Annotated in this window: 14 protein-coding genes; 7 read left to right on the top strand and 7 right to left on the bottom strand. The window is 70.4% G+C overall.

Features of this window, described 5'->3' with window-relative positions:
- Window positions 1–9 precede the first annotated feature (9 nt).
- Window positions 10–1,983 carry a threonine--tRNA ligase gene (gene thrS, locus ABFX50_RS41760; protein WP_346154682.1) on the top strand — a complete coding sequence of 658 codons (1,974 nt, stop codon included), beginning with the start codon at window positions 10–12 and terminating at the stop codon, window positions 1,981–1,983.
- 524 nt (window positions 1,984–2,507) lie between these two features.
- Here thrS and ABFX50_RS41755 read toward each other — a convergent pair.
- Both ABFX50_RS41755 and ABFX50_RS41750 read right to left on the bottom strand, forming a co-directional pair.
- Entirely contained in the window at window positions 2,508–3,230 is a 723-nt protein-coding gene (locus ABFX50_RS41755; protein ID WP_346154680.1) for a PIG-L deacetylase family protein, read from the bottom strand.
- Between the two features lie 428 nt (window positions 3,231–3,658).
- Complete coding sequence (locus ABFX50_RS41750; protein WP_346154678.1) at window positions 3,659–4,045, bottom strand: Asp23/Gls24 family envelope stress response protein; 387 nt, start codon at window positions 4,043–4,045, stop codon at window positions 3,659–3,661.
- A 523-nt stretch (window positions 4,046–4,568) separates the two neighbouring features.
- Between ABFX50_RS41750 and ABFX50_RS41745 the strand changes: the two genes are divergently transcribed.
- Window positions 4,569–5,321, top strand: a complete 753-nt coding sequence (locus ABFX50_RS41745; RefSeq protein WP_346154676.1) for a hypothetical protein — start codon at window positions 4,569–4,571, stop codon at window positions 5,319–5,321.
- Between the two features lie 2 nt (window positions 5,322–5,323).
- Window positions 5,324–5,875, top strand: coding sequence for an HIT family protein (locus tag ABFX50_RS41740; protein ID WP_183662204.1), 552 nt, complete (start codon window positions 5,324–5,326; stop codon window positions 5,873–5,875).
- Between the two features lie 33 nt (window positions 5,876–5,908).
- On the opposite strand, the gene ABFX50_RS41735 is transcribed toward ABFX50_RS41740, so the two are convergent.
- From ABFX50_RS41735 to ABFX50_RS41715, 5 genes are all read right to left on the bottom strand, one after another.
- Entirely contained in the window at window positions 5,909–7,957 is a 2,049-nt protein-coding gene (locus ABFX50_RS41735; protein WP_346154673.1) for a hypothetical protein, read from the bottom strand.
- A 59-nt stretch (window positions 7,958–8,016) separates the two neighbouring features.
- Window positions 8,017–8,475 (bottom strand): GNAT family N-acetyltransferase, encoded by a 459-nt coding sequence (locus tag ABFX50_RS41730; RefSeq protein ID WP_346154671.1) that lies wholly within the window; start codon window positions 8,473–8,475, stop codon window positions 8,017–8,019.
- A 10-nt stretch (window positions 8,476–8,485) separates the two neighbouring features.
- The gene (locus ABFX50_RS41725) at window positions 8,486–8,989 is read right to left on the bottom strand and encodes a class I SAM-dependent methyltransferase (protein WP_346154669.1); all 504 of its coding nucleotides are present in this window, start codon (window positions 8,987–8,989) and stop codon (window positions 8,486–8,488) included.
- A gap of 82 nt (window positions 8,990–9,071) precedes the next feature.
- Window positions 9,072–10,631 (bottom strand): glycoside hydrolase family 10-like protein, encoded by a 1,560-nt coding sequence (locus ABFX50_RS41720; RefSeq protein ID WP_346154667.1) that lies wholly within the window; start codon window positions 10,629–10,631, stop codon window positions 9,072–9,074.
- 111 nt (window positions 10,632–10,742) lie between these two features.
- Complete coding sequence (locus ABFX50_RS41715) at window positions 10,743–12,881, bottom strand: elongation factor G-like protein EF-G2 (RefSeq protein WP_346154665.1); 2,139 nt, start codon at window positions 12,879–12,881, stop codon at window positions 10,743–10,745.
- A 192-nt stretch (window positions 12,882–13,073) separates the two neighbouring features.
- Between ABFX50_RS41715 and pgsA the strand changes: the two genes are divergently transcribed.
- From pgsA to ABFX50_RS41695, 4 genes are read left to right on the top strand one after another with little or no spacing between them, the layout of a single operon-like run.
- Window positions 13,074–13,697 (top strand): phosphatidylinositol phosphate synthase, encoded by a 624-nt coding sequence (gene pgsA, locus ABFX50_RS41710; protein ID WP_346154663.1) that lies wholly within the window; start codon window positions 13,074–13,076, stop codon window positions 13,695–13,697.
- Window positions 13,694–14,590, top strand: coding sequence for a phosphatidylinositol mannoside acyltransferase (locus ABFX50_RS41705; protein WP_346154661.1), 897 nt, complete (start codon window positions 13,694–13,696; stop codon window positions 14,588–14,590). Before pgsA ends, ABFX50_RS41705 begins: the two co-directional genes overlap by 4 nt.
- Complete coding sequence (locus ABFX50_RS41700; RefSeq protein ID WP_346154659.1) at window positions 14,587–15,693, top strand: glycosyltransferase family 4 protein; 1,107 nt, start codon at window positions 14,587–14,589, stop codon at window positions 15,691–15,693. The genes ABFX50_RS41705 and ABFX50_RS41700 overlap by 4 nt, the downstream gene beginning before the upstream one ends.
- A complete protein-coding gene (locus ABFX50_RS41695; protein WP_183662190.1) occupies window positions 15,690–16,232 on the top strand; it encodes a hypothetical protein in 543 nt (180 codons plus the stop codon). Before ABFX50_RS41700 ends, ABFX50_RS41695 begins: the two co-directional genes overlap by 4 nt.
- Window positions 16,233–16,273 lie beyond the last annotated feature (41 nt).

Raw genomic sequence — 16,273 nt, 5'->3', positions numbered from 1 at the left:
GGAGTCATCGTGTCAGCCGAGCTGCATATCACCCTCGCCGGAGCCGAGCGTGTGGTCGCGGCCGGCACGACGTACGGCGAGGCGCTGGAGGCCGACGGCCGCACCGTCGTGGCCGCCCGCGTCAACGGCGAACTGCGTGACCTGGCCTCCCACGCCGCCGACGGCGACGTGGTCGAGCCGGTCGAGATCTCCTCGCCCGACGGGCGCGCCATCCTTCGCCACTCCACCGCGCACGTCATGGCGCAGGCGGTGCAGGAGCTGTTCCCCGAGGCCAAGCTGGGCATCGGGCCGCCTGTCGACAACGGCTTCTACTACGACTTCGACGTCGAGCAGGCCTTCCACCCCGACGACCTCAAGCGCGTCGAGAAGCGCATGCGCGAGATCGTCAAGCAGGGTCAGCAGTTCTCCAGGCGCGAGGTCTCCGACGACGAGGCGCGCGCCGAACTGTCCGCCGAGCCGTACAAGTTGGAGCTGATCGGCCTCAAGGGCGGCGCCGCCGCCTCCGACGACGGCGCCGGCGTCGAGGTCGGCGAGGGCCAGCTGACCATCTACGACAACCTCGACCCCAAGAGCGGCGAGCTGTGCTGGAAGGACCTGTGCCGAGGGCCGCACCTGCCCTCCACCAGGGCCATCCCCGCCTTCAAGCTCATGCGCTCGGGCGGCGCCTACTGGCGCGGCAGCGAGAAGAACCCGCAGCTGCAGCGCATCTACGGCACCGCGTGGGAGAGCCGCGACAAGCAGGACGAATACCTCCATCTGCTGGAGGAGGCCGAGAAGCGCGACCACCGCAAGCTCGGCGCCGAGCTCGACCTGTTCAGCTTCCCGCCGGAGCTGGGCAGCGGGCTGCCGGTCTTCCATCCCAAGGGCGGAATCATCCGCAAGGAGATGGAGGACTACATGCGCAGGCGGCAGGGCGAGTCGGGCTACGAGTTCGTCAACACCCCGCACATCACCAAGTCGCAGCTGTTCGAGACCTCGGGTCACCTGCCGTGGTACGGCGAGGACATGTTCCCGCCCTTCGAGCTCGACAACACCGAGTACCGCGTCAAGCCGATGAACTGCCCCATGCACAACCTGATCTTCAGGGCGCGCGGGCGTTCCTACCGCGAGCTGCCCCTGCGGCTGTGCGAGTTCGGCTCGGTGTACCGCTACGAGAAGTCGGGCGTGGTCCACGGCCTGACCAGGGTGCGCGGCATGACGCAGGACGACTCCCACATCTACTGCACCAAGGAGCAGATGGGCGGGGAGATCAAGAGCCTGCTGGCCTTCGTGCTCAGCGTGCTGCGCGACTTCGGCCTGTCGGAGTTCTACCTGGAGCTGTCCAGCCGCGACGACTCCGACAAGTTCATCGGCGAGCAGGCCGACTGGGACGAGGCCACCGCGGCGCTGCGCCAGGCGGCCGAGGAGTCCGGGCTCCAGCTGGTCGACGACCCGGGAGGCGCGGCCTTCTACGGGCCGAAGATCTCGGTCCAGGCCAAGGACGCCATCGGGCGCACCTGGCAGCTGTCCACCATCCAGCTCGACTTCAACCAGCCCAAGCGCTTCGGGCTCGAGTACCAGGCGGCCGACGGCAGCAGGCAGACGCCCGTCATGATCCACAGGGCGCTGTTCGGCTCGATCGAGCGCTTCCTCGGCGTGCTGGTCGAGCACTACGCCGGCGCGTTCCCTCCGTGGCTCTCGCCTGTGCAGGTCGTCGGCATCCCGATCGCCGAGGCGCACACGCCCTACCTGCACGACGTGGCCAAGAAGCTGCGCGAGCGCGGCATCAGGGTCGAGGTCGACACCGCCGACGACCGCATGCAGAAGAAGATCCGCAACGCGCAGAAGGCCAAGGTGCCCTTCATGCTGCTCGCCGGTGACGACGACATCGCCAACGGCGCGGTCTCCTTCCGCTACCGCAGCGGAGAGCAGAAGAACGGCGTCCCCGTCGAGGACGCGATCGCCGAGATCGTCAACGCGGTGGAGCGCCGCGTCCAGGTCTGAGTGAGACGGCGGGCCCCGGCGCTCTTCGGGCGTCCGGGGCCCGCCGCTTTCTCCCGGTCGGCCCTCACCACCCGACCGACCCTGCGCCCGGCATCCGAGGAGCTTTGACGCCTCTGCCCGGCCCTGCTCGCGCGCTGTTCGCCCTGCCGGATCTTCTGTGCGGTGTGCGTTGCGCGCGGTTCGTCCTGCCGGGCCTGTCACGCGGGGTTCCTCTCGCGGTGGTCGCGCTGCCAGGCCTCTTGCGGGAGTGCCTTTCGCGGTGTCCCCCTTGCCGGGCCTTCTGCGCGGTCTTCCTCTCGAGGCCTGCACGTTGCGAGGCCTCTGGGCGGTCCTGCTCTCGCCGCCTGCGCCTCGCCAGCTTCCTGCGAGGTCCTCGCAGGTCGCGACCCCCACTGTCTTCGTCTCGCCGGCTCCTCCCCATGGACGTCGGAGGCCCCGGCCTGGCCTCTTCGCGCCCGGCCGTCCGGGTGGGTTTGGGTGGGGTTCTGGGGTCCCGCCGCACCGGGCGAGGCGGGCGGTGGGGGTCAGCGGGGGTAGAGGCGGAAGGTGACGGCTGGACGGCCGCCGAAGCTCTCCGCGGCGCCTTGGGCGATGGTCTGGAGGAAGTTCCTGCAGTAGGTCTCGGGGTCCTCGTCGGTCAACGCCTCGATGTAGCTGCGGTGCTCCAGGAGGGAGCGCACGCCGTCCTCCAGCGTGTCGGTGACGTCCACGGCGTGCGTGGGGTGCTGGTCGCCCGCCACCGCGACCCACCGCACGCCGTCCCATGGCTCGCCCCCCGCCTCGGGGAAGATCCACCGGTTGCCCGCGTCCCCTGCCGCGTCGACCGCCGCCCTGCCCACCGCGCGGTGATCGGGCGTGTTCCAGTGCACGCCGCCCCAGGTGTCGGCGAAGTTCAGCGTGATCAGCAACTCGGGACGGTGCCTGCGGATGGCCGCCGCCAGGTCGCGGCGCAGGTCGGTGCCGTACTCGATGACCCCGTCGGCGTGGTCGAGGAACTCCACCTCCGACACCCCGACGACGCTCGCGGAGGCGCGCTGCTCCTGCTCGCGCAGCGGCCCCGCCTTGGCGGGTTCGAGCGTGTCGATGCCCGCCTCGCCGCGGGTGACGATCAGGTACGCCACCTCACGGCCCTCGGCGGTCCACCTGGCGACCGCCGAGGCGCAGCCGTACTCCAGGTCGTCGGGATGCGCGACGATCGCCAGCGCCCGTCGCCAGTCCGTGGGCATGGGCTCCAGCTGCTCGGCCATCGTGTCCTCCATGATCTCGGTTCGGTACGGCCAGCGTAACCACTCCCGGACAACGCCTCCCATGGTCATCCGCACCCGCTCACGCCGAAGCGGGCAGCCCTGAGAACCTGCAGCCGCCCAGCTGACCCGCCCCCTTGAACCACCTGGAACCCCTTGGGACGCTGCCCTCGGACGCACCCCGTCTGGCCGGCCCCACCCTCGCGGACCTCCCACCCCTTCTGCCGGACCCACCCCAGGCCGGACTCAACCCCTCGGACCCGCCCTTGGGACCTGCCCTTGGGACCCGCCGCTGGCACCCGCCGGTGGATCCGCCTCCCGCCCCTGAGACGGCCCTTGGGACCCAGCCCTCGGAACCAGCCCTCGGAACTCTCAAGGATGGCCAAGGGTGTGGTCTCGCAGAGGGGGACCGTCTTCTGAGAGGCGCGCGGTTACACGGGCTCGTCTTCGGAGGCGGATTCCAGGTGGGTTTCGCCGGGGAGGCGGACGTCGTCGACGGTGACGTTCACCTCGGTCACCCGCATGCCCAGCATCCGGCTGACGGTCGTGGCGACGTTGGTCTTGACCTCGGCGGCCACCTCCATGACCACGTGCCCGTACTCCACGACGACCGCGACGTCCACCGCGACCTGCCGTTCGTGGATCTGCACGCTGACGCCCTGGTTGCGGTGGCGGGCGCCGCTCCCCGTCCCACCCTGGACGGGCTCGAGGGCCCGAGCCGGGTCCCCTCCCATGTCGGCCACGCCGGGCACGGAGAGGGCGGCGAGCGCGGCCACCTTCTCGACCACCTCGTCGGCGACCTTGATGCGTCCCTTCACGACGGCGGCGGTGGTGGTGGCGTCGGTCGCCTTGACCGGGCGAGAGCTCGACTCCCCACCGGAGCGCGCCGACCGAGCGGACGCCTCCGCGCCGATGCCGGAGGGGGACCTGGAACCGAGGTCGGATCCTGAGCCCCGGTGCGAAGCAGAGCCGGACTCGAGGTCCGAACCGGAGCGGCTACGGGAACGGGAGGCGGAACCGAAGTCCAACCCGGAGCCGAAGCGCGATCGGAAGCCGGAGCCGAGGTCAGAGCCGGAGTCCACCTCCGCGTGGGAGCCCACGCTGAGACCCGAACCCGAGCCCGAGCCCGAACCCGAGCCCGAGCCCGAGCCCGAACCTGAGCCCGAGCCCGAACCTGAGCCCGAGCCCGAGCCTGAGCCCGAACCTGAGCCCGAACCTGAGCCCGAGTCCGAATCTGAACGCGAGCCCGAGCCCGAGTCCGAATCTGAAGGCGAGTCCGAACCCGAGCCCGAACGCGAATCCGAACCGGTACCTGAACCCGCAGAGTCGGAGTCGGTGTCCATGGCCAGGATCGAGCCCGAGCTGAGGTCCGAATCGGAGGTGAAGGCCGAACCCGACCCCGCACCTGAGTCCAAGTCCGAGCCCAAACCTAGGTGCGAAGCCGAACTTGCACCCGAGCCCGACCCCAAGCCCGAGTCCGACCCCAAGCCCGAGGTCAAGCCCGAGCCCGAGTCCGACCTCAAGCCCGATCCCGAGTCCGACCTCAAGCCCGATCCCGAGTCCGATCCCGAGTTCGAGGTCAGGCCCGAGTCCGGGTCCGATTCGGGGTCGGAGTCGGTGGTCACGGCCGGGGTCGAGTCGGCGTCGAGATCCGAGTCGGGGGTGAAGGCCGGGCCGGTGTCCAGGTCCGCTCCGGTGTCGAGGTCGGGGGAGGGCTGCGCGCCTGAGCCGGACTCGAGGCGCGATTCCAGCGTCGAGTCGGAGTTGAGCACCGAGGCCGAGGAGGAGTCCCAACTCGAGGAGGAGTCCCAATTCGAGGACGCGTCCCAGTTCGAGGCAGGGTCCCAGTCCGAGGCCGAGGTGGAGGGTGGGTCGAGGGTGGGGTGGTCTTCCGCCGGTGGAGCTGCGGTCCAGGCCGACCCGAGGGACGGCGTGGCGCGCCACGCCGGGTTCGGCGGCAGGGGTGAGGGCGTCTCGGGAACCGAGGTCTCCTCAGCTATGGCTTCACTCATCGTCGTCTCCTTTGTGGCTGTTTGGGATTGTGCCGGATGTCCTCCCCGTTTGTCCGGTGACTCGGGGTCCTATGCTTGCTGAACATGCAGGAGAGTGAGCCGATGGAGCAGGCTGGGGCGGGGGCGCCGGACAACTTCCAGCGCCTGTGGACACCGCATCGCATGGCCTACATCAAGGGGGAGAACAAGCCGAGCGGCGAGGGAGCGGGCGACGGCTGCCCGTTCTGCGAGATCCCGAAGATGAGCGACGAGGAGGGTCTGATCGTCGCCAGGGGCTCGGCCGTGTTCGCGGTGCTGAACCTCTACCCCTACAACTCGGGGCACCTGATGGTCTGCCCCTACCGCCACGTCTCCGACTACGACGAGCTGGACGACGCCGAGATGGCCGAGCTGGGCGACTTCACCAGGCGGGCGCTGCGCTCGCTGCGCAAGGCCAGCGGCGCCCAGGGCTTCAACGTCGGCATGAACCTCGGCCACGTCGCCGGCGCGGGCATCGCCGCCCACCTCCACCAGCACGTGGTGCCCCGATGGGGCGGCGACACCAACTTCATGCCGGTGGTGGCGCACACCAAGGTCCTGCCGCAGCTCCTGCGCGACACCAGGACGATGCTGGCCGACGCCTGGCCCACGTCCTGACGAACCTGCCGCACAAGCTCGTCAGGGCGTGGATCACACCTTGACGAGCGGGCGCTCCTCGGCAGGGGCGTCGCCTGGGAGCGCGGCGATGCCCGCGGAGAGCACCAGTGGGATGGCCAGCGCCAGGGCCATGGACAGCACCGCGGCGCCCGAGTCGTTGACCAGCGTGCCGACCACGCCGCTGACCAGGGTGCCGATGAGCCCGGCCTTGAGCGCCGGTGAGTAGGTGAAGGCGGCGGGAAGGACCCCTGCGGTCGCCTGCTCGGGACGCATGACCGCGTAGACGAGGAAGGCCACCGCGGCGATCACCACGGGCATGAGGGTCGGGCTGAGCAGCGTGCTGAGCATCGCGACGAGCTTGCGCACGATCACGTCGATCGCCTCGCCGGTGAGCACCTGCCCGACGAACCTGCCCAGGTGCGACTGCTCCGAGGCGGGCCTGAGGTAGTTGGCGACCGCGAAGCCGGTCACGGCGACGCCGCCCGCCACGCAGAACAGGGCCAGCCGTACCAGCGAGATCCGCTTGCCGAGGATCAGCAGCGCCGTCACCGCGATGCCGGGCACGAAGGCGATCACACCGCCGAAGTCGCTGCCCATGCCCGAGCCGCCCAGCACCATCGCGAACGTGCCGAGCACGGCCACCACGGCGGCGCCCCACGGACGTGACAGCCGGTGGGCGATCACCGTGGAGGTCAGCAGCGTGCCGGTGGCCAGCAGCGCGAACGGGATGTTGCCCAGCCCGTAGTAGCGGGCGCCCTGTTCGGCGCTGAAGCCCATGAAGCTGTTGAGCTGCAACGTGGTGCCGGTCAGCAGGTCGGCGGCGAGCGTGGCGGCGCTGGCGCCGGCCACGACCGCGAGGGGGCCGAGGGGGCTGCGCCGCCACGGTCCTGCGAAGGCGAGGGCGGTGAGGACGACCAGCCAGGCCAGCATGCCGCCGAACAGCTCCGCCGCGCTCGACCACGGCAGCAGGTTCACCAGGATCGAGGTGATGGGCAGCGCCGCCAGCGCCACGGCGGCCAGCCGTACGGCACGCAGGCCCCTGCGGCGGCGCAGCAGCAGGAAGGCGACCGCGTAGAACAGGACCTGCAGCACCGCCAGGACGATGAAGAACAGGCCCTTGACCGACCGCATCGTCTGGGCGGTCTCGTCGGACTCGGCCATGCGCTCGAACGTCGCGCCGGGGTCGCCGATCTGCAGCGGCTGGCCGACCATGGCGTCGGGCACCGGCACGCCGAGCCTGGTCAGCACGGTCGTGGTGAGGTCGGGCAGGATCGAGATGTCGTCGCGGCGGGTGGAGGCCGCCCCCAGCTCGCGCCCGTGGGCCCCGGGCTCGCGCAGCGCGGCGACGCGCAGGTGCGGCACCGAGCCGTGGTCGGACATGCCGGCCAGCACGACGGTGGTGCTCTCCGGCAGGATGGCCAGCAGCGCGCCGGCCTTGGCGTCCGCCAGTCGCAGCGCGGCCCTGCGGTCCTGGGCCGACAGCTTGTCGGGCACCGTCGGCAGCTTGCCCTCGGCGGTGAAGTACGGCCTGATCAGGTCGTCGACGTCCATGGCGACGACGCGGCAGCGTTCGAGTTCCTGCTCCCGCATCTGGATGGGGGAGGCGTAGTAGGTGGCGACCGCGCCCCTGCGGTCGGCCAGCCCCAGCGCCGCCCCCGGCCCGATGGCGATCGAGCACTCGCCCGCCTTGGCCAGGGTCTCGCCCAGCAGGCCGGCGTTGCGCTGGTCGGCCACCTTGAGCAGGTAGTCGTAGTCGGGGATGACCGCGCCCTTGCCCTGCGGCTCGGGCAGCGGAGGAGGCCCGCAGCGGTATCCGGCCGCCGAGCGGGTGCCCGCCGAGACCGTCAGCCAGCCGTCGTAGGGGCAGGTGATGTTGCCGACCGTGCGCACCGACATCGATCCGATGGCGCTCGCGCCCGCCAGTTCCCACAGGTTCGGGGTGTCGGCCTGGGTCAGGTCGCTCCAGTGCAGGCCCGAGACGCCGATCAGAGCGATGCGCTCCTTGTCGTCGGCGTGCGCAGGGGCCCAGCCCAGCAGCATCTGGCTGACCAGTACGGCCAGCACCACCAGGGTCCGCCTCACCCGCGACTCCTCCACTAGCTCGACATCGTCGCAGGGCACGCTACACCGCGCCGTCGTCGTCAGGTGACGCGCTTTTGGTAGCAGAGAGAGTTGGGGACCAGGTGGTAGGGCGGATAGGCGGGAATGCGCGTGTAACCCTCGCGCTCGTACAGGCGCACCGCGTCGGGCTGCCTGTCGCCCGTCTGCAGCACCACCCGCTCGGCGCCCGCGCTCGCCGCGGCGCTCTCGGCCGCCTCCAGCAGCGCCACGGCGACGCCGTTGCCGCGGTGCCCCGGGGCGACGTACATGCGCTTGATCTCCAGCTCGCCGCCGAGCCGGCGCAGGGCGATGTGGCCGACCGCCAGGCCCTCCTCGGTGCGCGCGAGGCCGGTGTAGACGACGCTGTCGCGCGCGACGGAGAAGTCCTCGGGGAAGTCGAAGCCGGCCATGTCGGCGTAGCGCTCGTCCATCTCCCGCGACATCGCCGCGCGCAGGGCCTCGGCGGAGGGGTCGTCCCACTCGACGGTCTCGACGTTCACGCCGGCCAGCCTACGAGGCGCGCACGCACACCAGTCGCTCGCCCCCGCGCACGACGGTGGGAGTGAGGCCGTGCGAGGACAGCGTCCGGGTGAGGTCGGCGGCGAGGGCGCTCGCGCGCTCGGCCGAGGGCGGCTCGTAGAACAGCGAGAGCTCTCCGCCGTAGGCCAGCAGCGAGGAGATGAGGGCCAGCTCGCGGGCGGGGTCGCGGGTCCAGAAGAGGTTCACGTTGACCGCGAATATCTTGTCGAACCGCTCGCCGTCCAGCCGCAGCTCCTCCAGGGAGGCGCGCAGGATCCTGGCCCTGCCCGACTCGAGGTGGCGGGCGTTGCGGGCGCCGGCCCGTTCGACGGCGGTGGCCGAGCGGTCCACGGCTGTGATCGTTCCGGTGGTCAGCAGGTCGCAGACCAGGGACACCGCCACTCCGGGACCGCAGCCGATCTCCAGCAGGCGGTCGCAGGGCGCGACGGCCAGGGTCTCGACGGCCCATGACAGGCGCTGAGGTACGGCAGGCATACGTTCAGCCCTATCACGAGACGGGCCCCACGCGCCGACCTTGAGAAGGACGCGCGTGGGGCCGCCTGCCGTACGAAAGGGATCAGACGGGAGAGACGGTCGCCTCGGAGGGCGCGCTCTCGCGGGTGAGCGGGTCGAGCGAGGTGACCAGGTACCGTCCTGGCGCCTTGGTGGCGAAGGACGGACCGGAGACGACGGCCACCAGGTTGCGCGAGTCGGTCGCCGTGCAGGTCTCGCCCGAGGTGGGCACCTTGTAGACGGCGTAGGAGCGGGCGCCGGGGACCGCGTTCCACTTCAGGACCGAGCCCTGGGCCTTCAGGCCCGACGGCTTGGCGGGGGCCTCGCCCTTCTGGCCCTTGGGAAGGGGCAGCAGCGCGGGACGCGCGTAGTGCTCCTTGACCAGGCGGTCCATCACCTTCAGCGGGTTGGCGCCGATCTGCTTGGCGCTGAAGTAGACGTCGCCGTCGACCTGCTTGTAGGAGCGGTTGAGCTTCAGGTGCGCGGGCAGCTCACCGGCCTTGGTCCAGGCGGGCACGTCCGTGGCGCCGACCCGGTAGAGCGCCTGGCCGATGTACAGGCGCACGTCGGTGCCCTTGACCTCGTTGGCCCACCACGGCACCAGCGCCTTGTAGTCGGCGGCCTGGAAGCCGCGCGGCCAGTAGAGCTGCGGCATCACGTAGTCGACGGTGCCCGCCTTGATCCAGGCCCTGGCGTCGGCGTAGATCGAGTCGTAGGCCGACATGCCCGCCGTGGCCGAGCCGGACGGGTCCTGGGCCTTGTTGCGCCAGATGCCGAAGGGGCTGATGCCGAACTTGACGTCCTTCTTGGTGCCGTGGACGGCCTTGTGCACCTGGGCGACGAGCTTGTTGACGTTGGACCTGCGCCAGTCGGCCAGCTTGGCGCCGTCGCCGTAGCGCCTGAAGGCCGCGGTGTCGTTGAAGGCGCCGCCGCCGCCGGGGTAGGGGTAGAAGTAGTCGTCGAAGTGCACGCCGTCGATGTCGTAGCGCTTGACGACGTCGGTGACGACCTTCACCACGTGCTCGCGCACCTGCGGCAGGCCGGGGTTGTAGTAGAGCAGGTCGCCGTACTTCACCAGCCAGTCGGGGTGCTGACGGGCGGGGTGGGAGGCGGGCAGCCGCGCGGTGTTGGTGTCGTAGGCGGCCCTGTAGGGGTTGAACCAGGCGTGGAACTCCAGGTTCCTCTTGTGCGCTTCGGCGGTGAGGAAGGGCAGCGGGTCCCAGCCGGGGTCCTTGCCCGGTGTGCCGGTGAGGTACTGCGACCACGGCTCGTACGGCGACTTGTACAGCGCGTCGGAGGCCGGCCTGATCTGCACGAAGACCGCGTTGAGGTTGCGCTTGACCGCGTTGTCGAGGATGCGGACGTACTCGGCCCGCTGCTTGGCGGGGCTCAGCCCGGTGGCCGAAGGCCAGTCGATGTTCTTCACCGTGGCGATCCAGACCCCGCGCAGCTGGCGCTTGGGGTAGCGGGCGTCGGCCACGCAGTTCTCCGTGGCCTTGACGGGTGCGGCCACCCTGCCCTCGGGAGCGGCGGCTTCGGCTCCGGGGCCGCCGAAGGCGTAGGCGGCGGCGGTGGCGGCGATCGCGACGGCGGAGGCCGCAAGCAGAGGTCGTCCGTTACGCATAGTCCCCCAGTGTGACATCGCCTCTGGGGTGCTTCGACCAAAAAACGAAATGAATTTGTGATTCAAGTGTGACTCAGGGGGAGGGCGTTACCCTCCCCCTGTCGAGGGGCGTCAGTCCTCCGCTGTCACCTTGTCGGTCAGGTGGGAAGGCAGTGGTTCGTAGCGCAGGAACGTCCGCTGGAAGGTTCCCGTGCCGTGCGACATCGACCTGAGGTCTATCGCGTAGCGGGTGATCTCCAGCTGCGGCACCTCGGCCTTCACCAGTGTCCTGCCCGTCCCGACGGGCTCGGTGCCGAGCACCCTGCCTCTCCTGCTGGACAGATCGGACATCACCGCGCCGACGTGGTCGTCGGCCACCAGCACCGCGATCTCGTCGACCGGTTCGAGCAGCAGCGTCGCCACCTTGGCCGCGGCCTCCTTCAGCGCGAGCGAGCCCGCGATCTGGAAGGCCATGTCGGAGGAGTCGACCGAGTGGGCCTTGCCGTCGTAGAGCGTGACCCGCACGTCCACCATCGGGTATCCGGCCAGCACACCCCGCTCCATCTGGGTGCGCACGCCCTTCTCCACCGACGGGATGAACTGCCTGGGCACCACGCCGCCGACGATCTTGTCCACGAACTCGAAACCCCCGCCGGACGGCAGGGGCTCGACCTCCAGATGGCAGATGGCGTACTGGCCGTGACCGCCCGTCTGCTTGACGTTGCGGCCCATCGCCTGGCATCTGCCGCCGAAGGTCTCGCGCAGCGGCACCCTCAGGGGCACCCGCTCCACCTCCACGCCGTGGCGCTTGGCCAGCCGGTCGAGCAGGACGTCGGTGTGGGCCTCGCCCATGCACCACAGCACCAGCTGTCTGGTCTCGGCGTTGTTCTCCAGCCGCAGGGTCGGGTCCTCGGCGACCAGCCGCGCCAGGCCCTGTGACAGCTTGTCCTCGTCGGCCTTCGACCTGGCCCTGATCGCCACGGGCAGCAGCGGCTCGGGCATGGTCCACGCCGTCATGAGCAGCGGGCGTTCGGGCTCCGACAGCGTGTCGCCCGTCTCTGCCCTGGCCAGCTTCGCCACCGCCACGATGTCGCCGGGAGCGCCCTTGGCGATGGCGCGCTGCTGCTTGCCCAGCGGGCAGGTGAGCGTGCCGATGCGCTCGTCGACGTCGTGGTCCTCGTGGCCGCGGTCGGCCAGGCCGTGGCCCGACACATGGACGGTCATGTCGGGACGCAGCGTTCCCGAGAACACGCGCACCAGGCTGATCCTGCCCACGTACGGGTCGCTGGTCGTCTTGACCACCTCGGCCACCAGCGGCCCGTCGGGGTCGCAGGCCTTGACGGTCACCGGCTTGCCGTCGAGCGTGGTGATCTCGGGCAGCGGGTGCTCGAGCGGCGAGGGGAAGCCCTGGGTGATGCCCTCCAGGATCTCCTGCGCGCCCACGCCGAGGCCGCTGGCCAGCACGGGGTAGAAGTTGCCCCGCGCGACCGCCTTCTCCAGGTCGTCGATCAGCACCTTGGTGTCGATCGCCTCGCCCGACAGGTAGCGGTCCATGAGCGACTCGTCTTCGCTCTCCTGGATGATGCCCTCGATGAGGGCGCCCCTGTACTCCTCGATCCTGTCCTCGTACTCGGCGCCGGGCTCCCTCTCCGTGCGGGTGCCCGTGGCGTAGTTGTAGAACTTCTGCGACAGCAGCCCGATCAGCCCCGCCACGTGCCCGTTGGTCACGACGGGAAGGTAGAGGGGCGCGACGCCCTCGCCGAAGACGTCCTGGCACTCGGCGAGCGCCTGGTCGAAGTCGGCCCGCTGATGGTCGATCTTGGTGATGACCACCGCTCTCGGCATGCCGACCTGGCTGCACTCCTCCCACAGCATCCGGGTCAGCCCGTCCACGCCGTCGGTGGCGGAGACCACGAACAGGGCGGCGTCGGCGGCGCGCAGCCCGGCCCGCAGGTCGCCCACGAAGTCGGCGTAGCCAGGGGTGTCGAGAAGGTTGATCTTGATTCCGTTGTGGACCATGGGCGCGACCGACAGGTTCACCGAGCGCTGCTGGCGCACCTCGATCTCGTCGAAGTCGCTGACCGTGGTGCCGTCCTCCACGCGGCCCATGCGCTGGATGGTGCCGGTGGCCACGAGCAACTGCTCGACGAGGGTGGTCTTGCCCGCTCCCGAATGGCCGACCAGTACGACGTTGCGTATCGCGTCCGCCCTGTCGGCCGCTGGTGCCCTGCCCGCGGCTCCTATGGCCGCGCCGTGGTGCTTCTCAGCCACTTCGCCTCCGCTTCCGTGGGACGGGCTCGCGGGGGTACGGCGCGCGCCGTCCTGTTCGTCGTTCGGATGGGTATCTGGAGTCTGTCGGCGTCGCATCCAGCGGAGTCACCGCAAAGGACGCGGTTAGTTCACCAAATACCCGTGTGGCGAATATCACAAGGGGGCTGAGGCAAAGAAGTGCAAGGGGCCGAGATGGCCTACGATCAGAGCGCGATGCTCAAACTCCTGCGCCCGGCCATGACCCGGATACTCACCCCGCTGGGCAGGGCACTCGTCCAGCGCGGGATCGGCCCCAACGCCGTCACGGCGATCGGCACACTGGGCACGGTCATCTGCGCCCTGGTGTTCTACCCCGTGGGCCAGTTGTGGTGGGGCTCACTGGCGATCACGATCTTCGTCCTGTTCGACCTGCTCGACGGCGTCGTGGCCCGCATGGGCGGCGGCGGGGGCACCACGTGGGGCGCCTTCCTCGACTCCACGCTCGACCGCCTGGCCGACGCGGCCATCTTCTCCGGGCTCATCATCTACTTCTTCGTCCAGCGCGACCTGCTCATGGCGGCCGTCGCCCTGTTCTGCCTGGTGGCGGGGGCGCTGGTGTCCTACGTCAAGGCCAGGGCCGAGGGGCTCGGCCTCACCTGCGACGTCGGTCTGGCCGAGCGCCCCGAGCGGCTGGTCGTGGGCCTGGTGGCCGCGGGGCTGTCGGGGCTGGGCGTGCCGTACATCCTGCCCCTCGGCATGTGGCTGCTCGCCGCCGCCAGCGCGATCACGGTCGTGCAGCGGGTAGTACATGTCCATCGCCAGATTGGAGCGCGATGACCTCCCTTCAGGACCGCGTGGTCGCCGCGGGGTTCGCGGCAGGCTGGACGCTGCTGCCGTACCTGCCGAAGAAGGCGACCGCGGCCGCCTTCAGGGCCGTGGCCGACAGCGCGTGGCGCAGGCGGGGGCCGAGCGTGCGCCGTCTCGAGCACAACCTGGCCAGGGTCACGGGCCTGGGCGAGGACAGCGCCGAGCTGCGCGCGCTCAGTCGCGCGGGCATGCGCTCCTACCTGCGCTACTTCCACGAGATCTTCCTGCTGCCGAAGATGGACCGAGCCGAGGTCGTACGGCGCACGCACGTGACGGGCGCCGAGAACATCTTCGACACCGTGGCCGCGGGCAGGGGCGTCGTGCTGGCGCTGCCGCACATGGGCAACTGGGACCAGTCGGGCGCGTGGCTGACGGGCAGCGGCCACAGCTTCACCACCGTGGCCGAGCGCCTCAAGCCCGAGTCGCTCTACCGCCGCTACGTCGCCTTCCGCGAGAGCCTGGGCATGGAGGTGCTGCCGCTGACCGGTGGCGCGGGGCACAACTTCGGCACCCTGGCCCAGCGCGTGCGCAAGGGCGGCATCGTCTGCCTGCCCGCCGAGCGCGACCTGACCAAGAACGGCGTCAAGGTGGAGTTCTTCGGCGCCACCACCCAGGTGCCCGTCGGCCCCGCGCTGCTGGCGGTCAAGACGGGGGCGGCGCTGCTTCCCGCGATCCTGTGGTTCGAGGGCGACGACTGGGGGCTGCGCATCCACGAGGAGGTCCCGGTCCCCGCCGAGGGCACGCTCCAGGAGCGCACGGCCGCTGTGGCGCAGAGCCTGGTGACGGTGTTCGAGAAGGGCATCGCCGAACACCCCGAAGACTGGCACATGCTGCAGCGTCTGTGGCTGGAGGACCCCAAGTGAACGTCGGCATCGTCTGCCCCTACTCGTGGGACGTGCCGGGCGGGGTCAAGCAGCACATCGACGACCTGGCCCAGGCGCTCATCGCGCAGGGCCACCAGGTCTCGGTCATCGCGCCCGCCGGAGACGACGCCGAGCTTCCCCCCTACGTCACGGGGGCGGGCAGGGCGGTGCCGGTGCCCTACAACGGGTCGGTGGCCAGGATGTCGTTCGGCTTCATCTCGGCCGCGCGGGTGCGCCGCTGGATCCAGGAGGGCGACTTCGACGTCCTGCACATCCACGAGCCGCTGGTGCCCAGCCTCGGGGTGCTGGCCTGCTGGGCCGCCAAGGGCCCGATCGTGGCGACCTTCCACGCCTCCTTCACCCGTTCGCGGGCCATCGCGATCGCCGAGCCGATGCTGCGCAGCGCGCTGGAGAAGCTCAGCGGGCGCATCGCCGTCTCCGACGCCGCGCGCAAGAGCCTGGTCGAGCAGTTCGGCGGCGACACCGTGCTGATCCCCAACGGGGTGACCGTCAGCCGCTACACCGAGGCCGAGCCGTTGGCGGGCTTCGGCCCCGACGGCAGGACACTCGGCTTCCTCGGCCGCATGGACGAGCCGCGCAAGGGCCTGCCCGTGCTGCTCGAGGCGATGGAGCTGATCCCCGAGGCCAGACTGCTGATCGCGGGCCCGGGCGAGGTCAAGATCCCCAAGTCGATCCGCGACAGGGTCACGCTGCTCGGCATGGTGAGCGAGCAGGACAAGATCCGCGCCTACCACTCCGTCGACGTCTTCGTCGCGCCCAACACCGGCGGCGAGAGCTTCGGCATCGTGCTGGCCGAGGCCATGTCGGCGGGGGCCACCGTGCTGGCCAGCGACATCCCCGCCTTCCGCAGGGTGCTGGGGGAGGGGCAGGCGGGCGCGCTGTTCGCCAACGGCGACGCCGAAGCGCTCGCTGAGGAGGCCCGCAAGCTTCTCGCCGACCCCGAGCGCAGAGCCAAGCTGTCCGACGAGGCGCGCGTGGCGGTGCGCAAGTACGACTGGTCCACCGTCGCCCGCGACGTGGTCCGCGTCTACGAGACCGTCACCGCCAGCGCGGGCAGGGTGGAGGAAGACTCCCTCACATGAGCACCACCGTCATCGTCCTCATCGTCGGCATCCTCGTGGTGCTCGCCGCCGTCTACGTCTCCTGGCGGGCAGGCCGTCTCGACCGCCTGCACATCAGGCTCGAGCTGGCTCGCGAGGCCCTCGACGTCGCCCTGGTCAGGCGTTCGGCCGTCGTCCTCGAGCTCGCGGGCTCGCGCCTGCTCGACCCCGCCACCTCGCTGGTGCTGGCCGCCGCCGCCCACGAGGCCCGTACGGCGGGCCCCGACGAACGCGAACACGCCGAGAGTGACCTTTCCAGGGCGCTGCGCGCGGCGGTCGACCAGGAGCGCTTCAGGGAGAAGCTCTCCGAGTCGCCCGGCGGACGCTCCCTGCTGGAGGAGCTCGACGCCGCCGTCGCCAAGGTCGTCTACGCCCGCAGCTTCTTCAACAACGCCGTCGGAGTCACCCGCACCGCCCAGCGCCGCTGGCTGGCCCGCACCCTCCGCCTGGCAGGACGCACCGAGTTCCCGCAATTCTTCGAGATTGATGACAATCCGCCGGAGACCATGGCAACCGAATGACCCGATTTGGGGAGCCCGGTAAGCTTCGTTCCGTTTTCTTG

This window comes from Nonomuraea recticatena (assembly GCF_039533245.1).
In the GTDB taxonomy this organism is placed as follows: domain Bacteria; phylum Actinomycetota; class Actinomycetes; order Streptosporangiales; family Streptosporangiaceae; genus Nonomuraea; species Nonomuraea roseola.
Note: the sequence above shows the minus strand (reverse complement) of the source record. Positions and strands in the feature narration are given on the sequence as shown.

Bases quoted from the DNA above. Each gene is read 5' to 3' on its own strand.
- ABFX50_RS41755 (WP_346154680.1), bottom strand. From the start codon at position 3,230: ATGGCCGAGCAGCTGGAGCCCATGCCCACGGACTGGCGACGGGCGCTG.
- ABFX50_RS41745 (WP_346154676.1), top strand. From the start codon at position 4,569: ATGGCCAGGATCGAGCCCGAGCTGAGGTCCGAATCGGAGGTGAAGGCC.
- ABFX50_RS41740 (WP_183662204.1), top strand. From the start codon at position 5,324: ATGCAGGAGAGTGAGCCGATGGAGCAGGCTGGGGCGGGGGCGCCGGAC.
- ABFX50_RS41725 (WP_346154669.1), bottom strand. From the start codon at position 8,989: ATGCCTGCCGTACCTCAGCGCCTGTCATGGGCCGTCGAGACCCTGGCC.
- ABFX50_RS41720 (WP_346154667.1), bottom strand. From the start codon at position 10,631: ATGCGTAACGGACGACCTCTGCTTGCGGCCTCCGCCGTCGCGATCGCC.
- pgsA (WP_346154663.1), top strand. From the start codon at position 13,074: ATGGCCTACGATCAGAGCGCGATGCTCAAACTCCTGCGCCCGGCCATG.
- ABFX50_RS41705 (WP_346154661.1), top strand. From the start codon at position 13,694: ATGACCTCCCTTCAGGACCGCGTGGTCGCCGCGGGGTTCGCGGCAGGC.
- ABFX50_RS41695 (WP_183662190.1), top strand. From the start codon at position 15,690: ATGAGCACCACCGTCATCGTCCTCATCGTCGGCATCCTCGTGGTGCTC.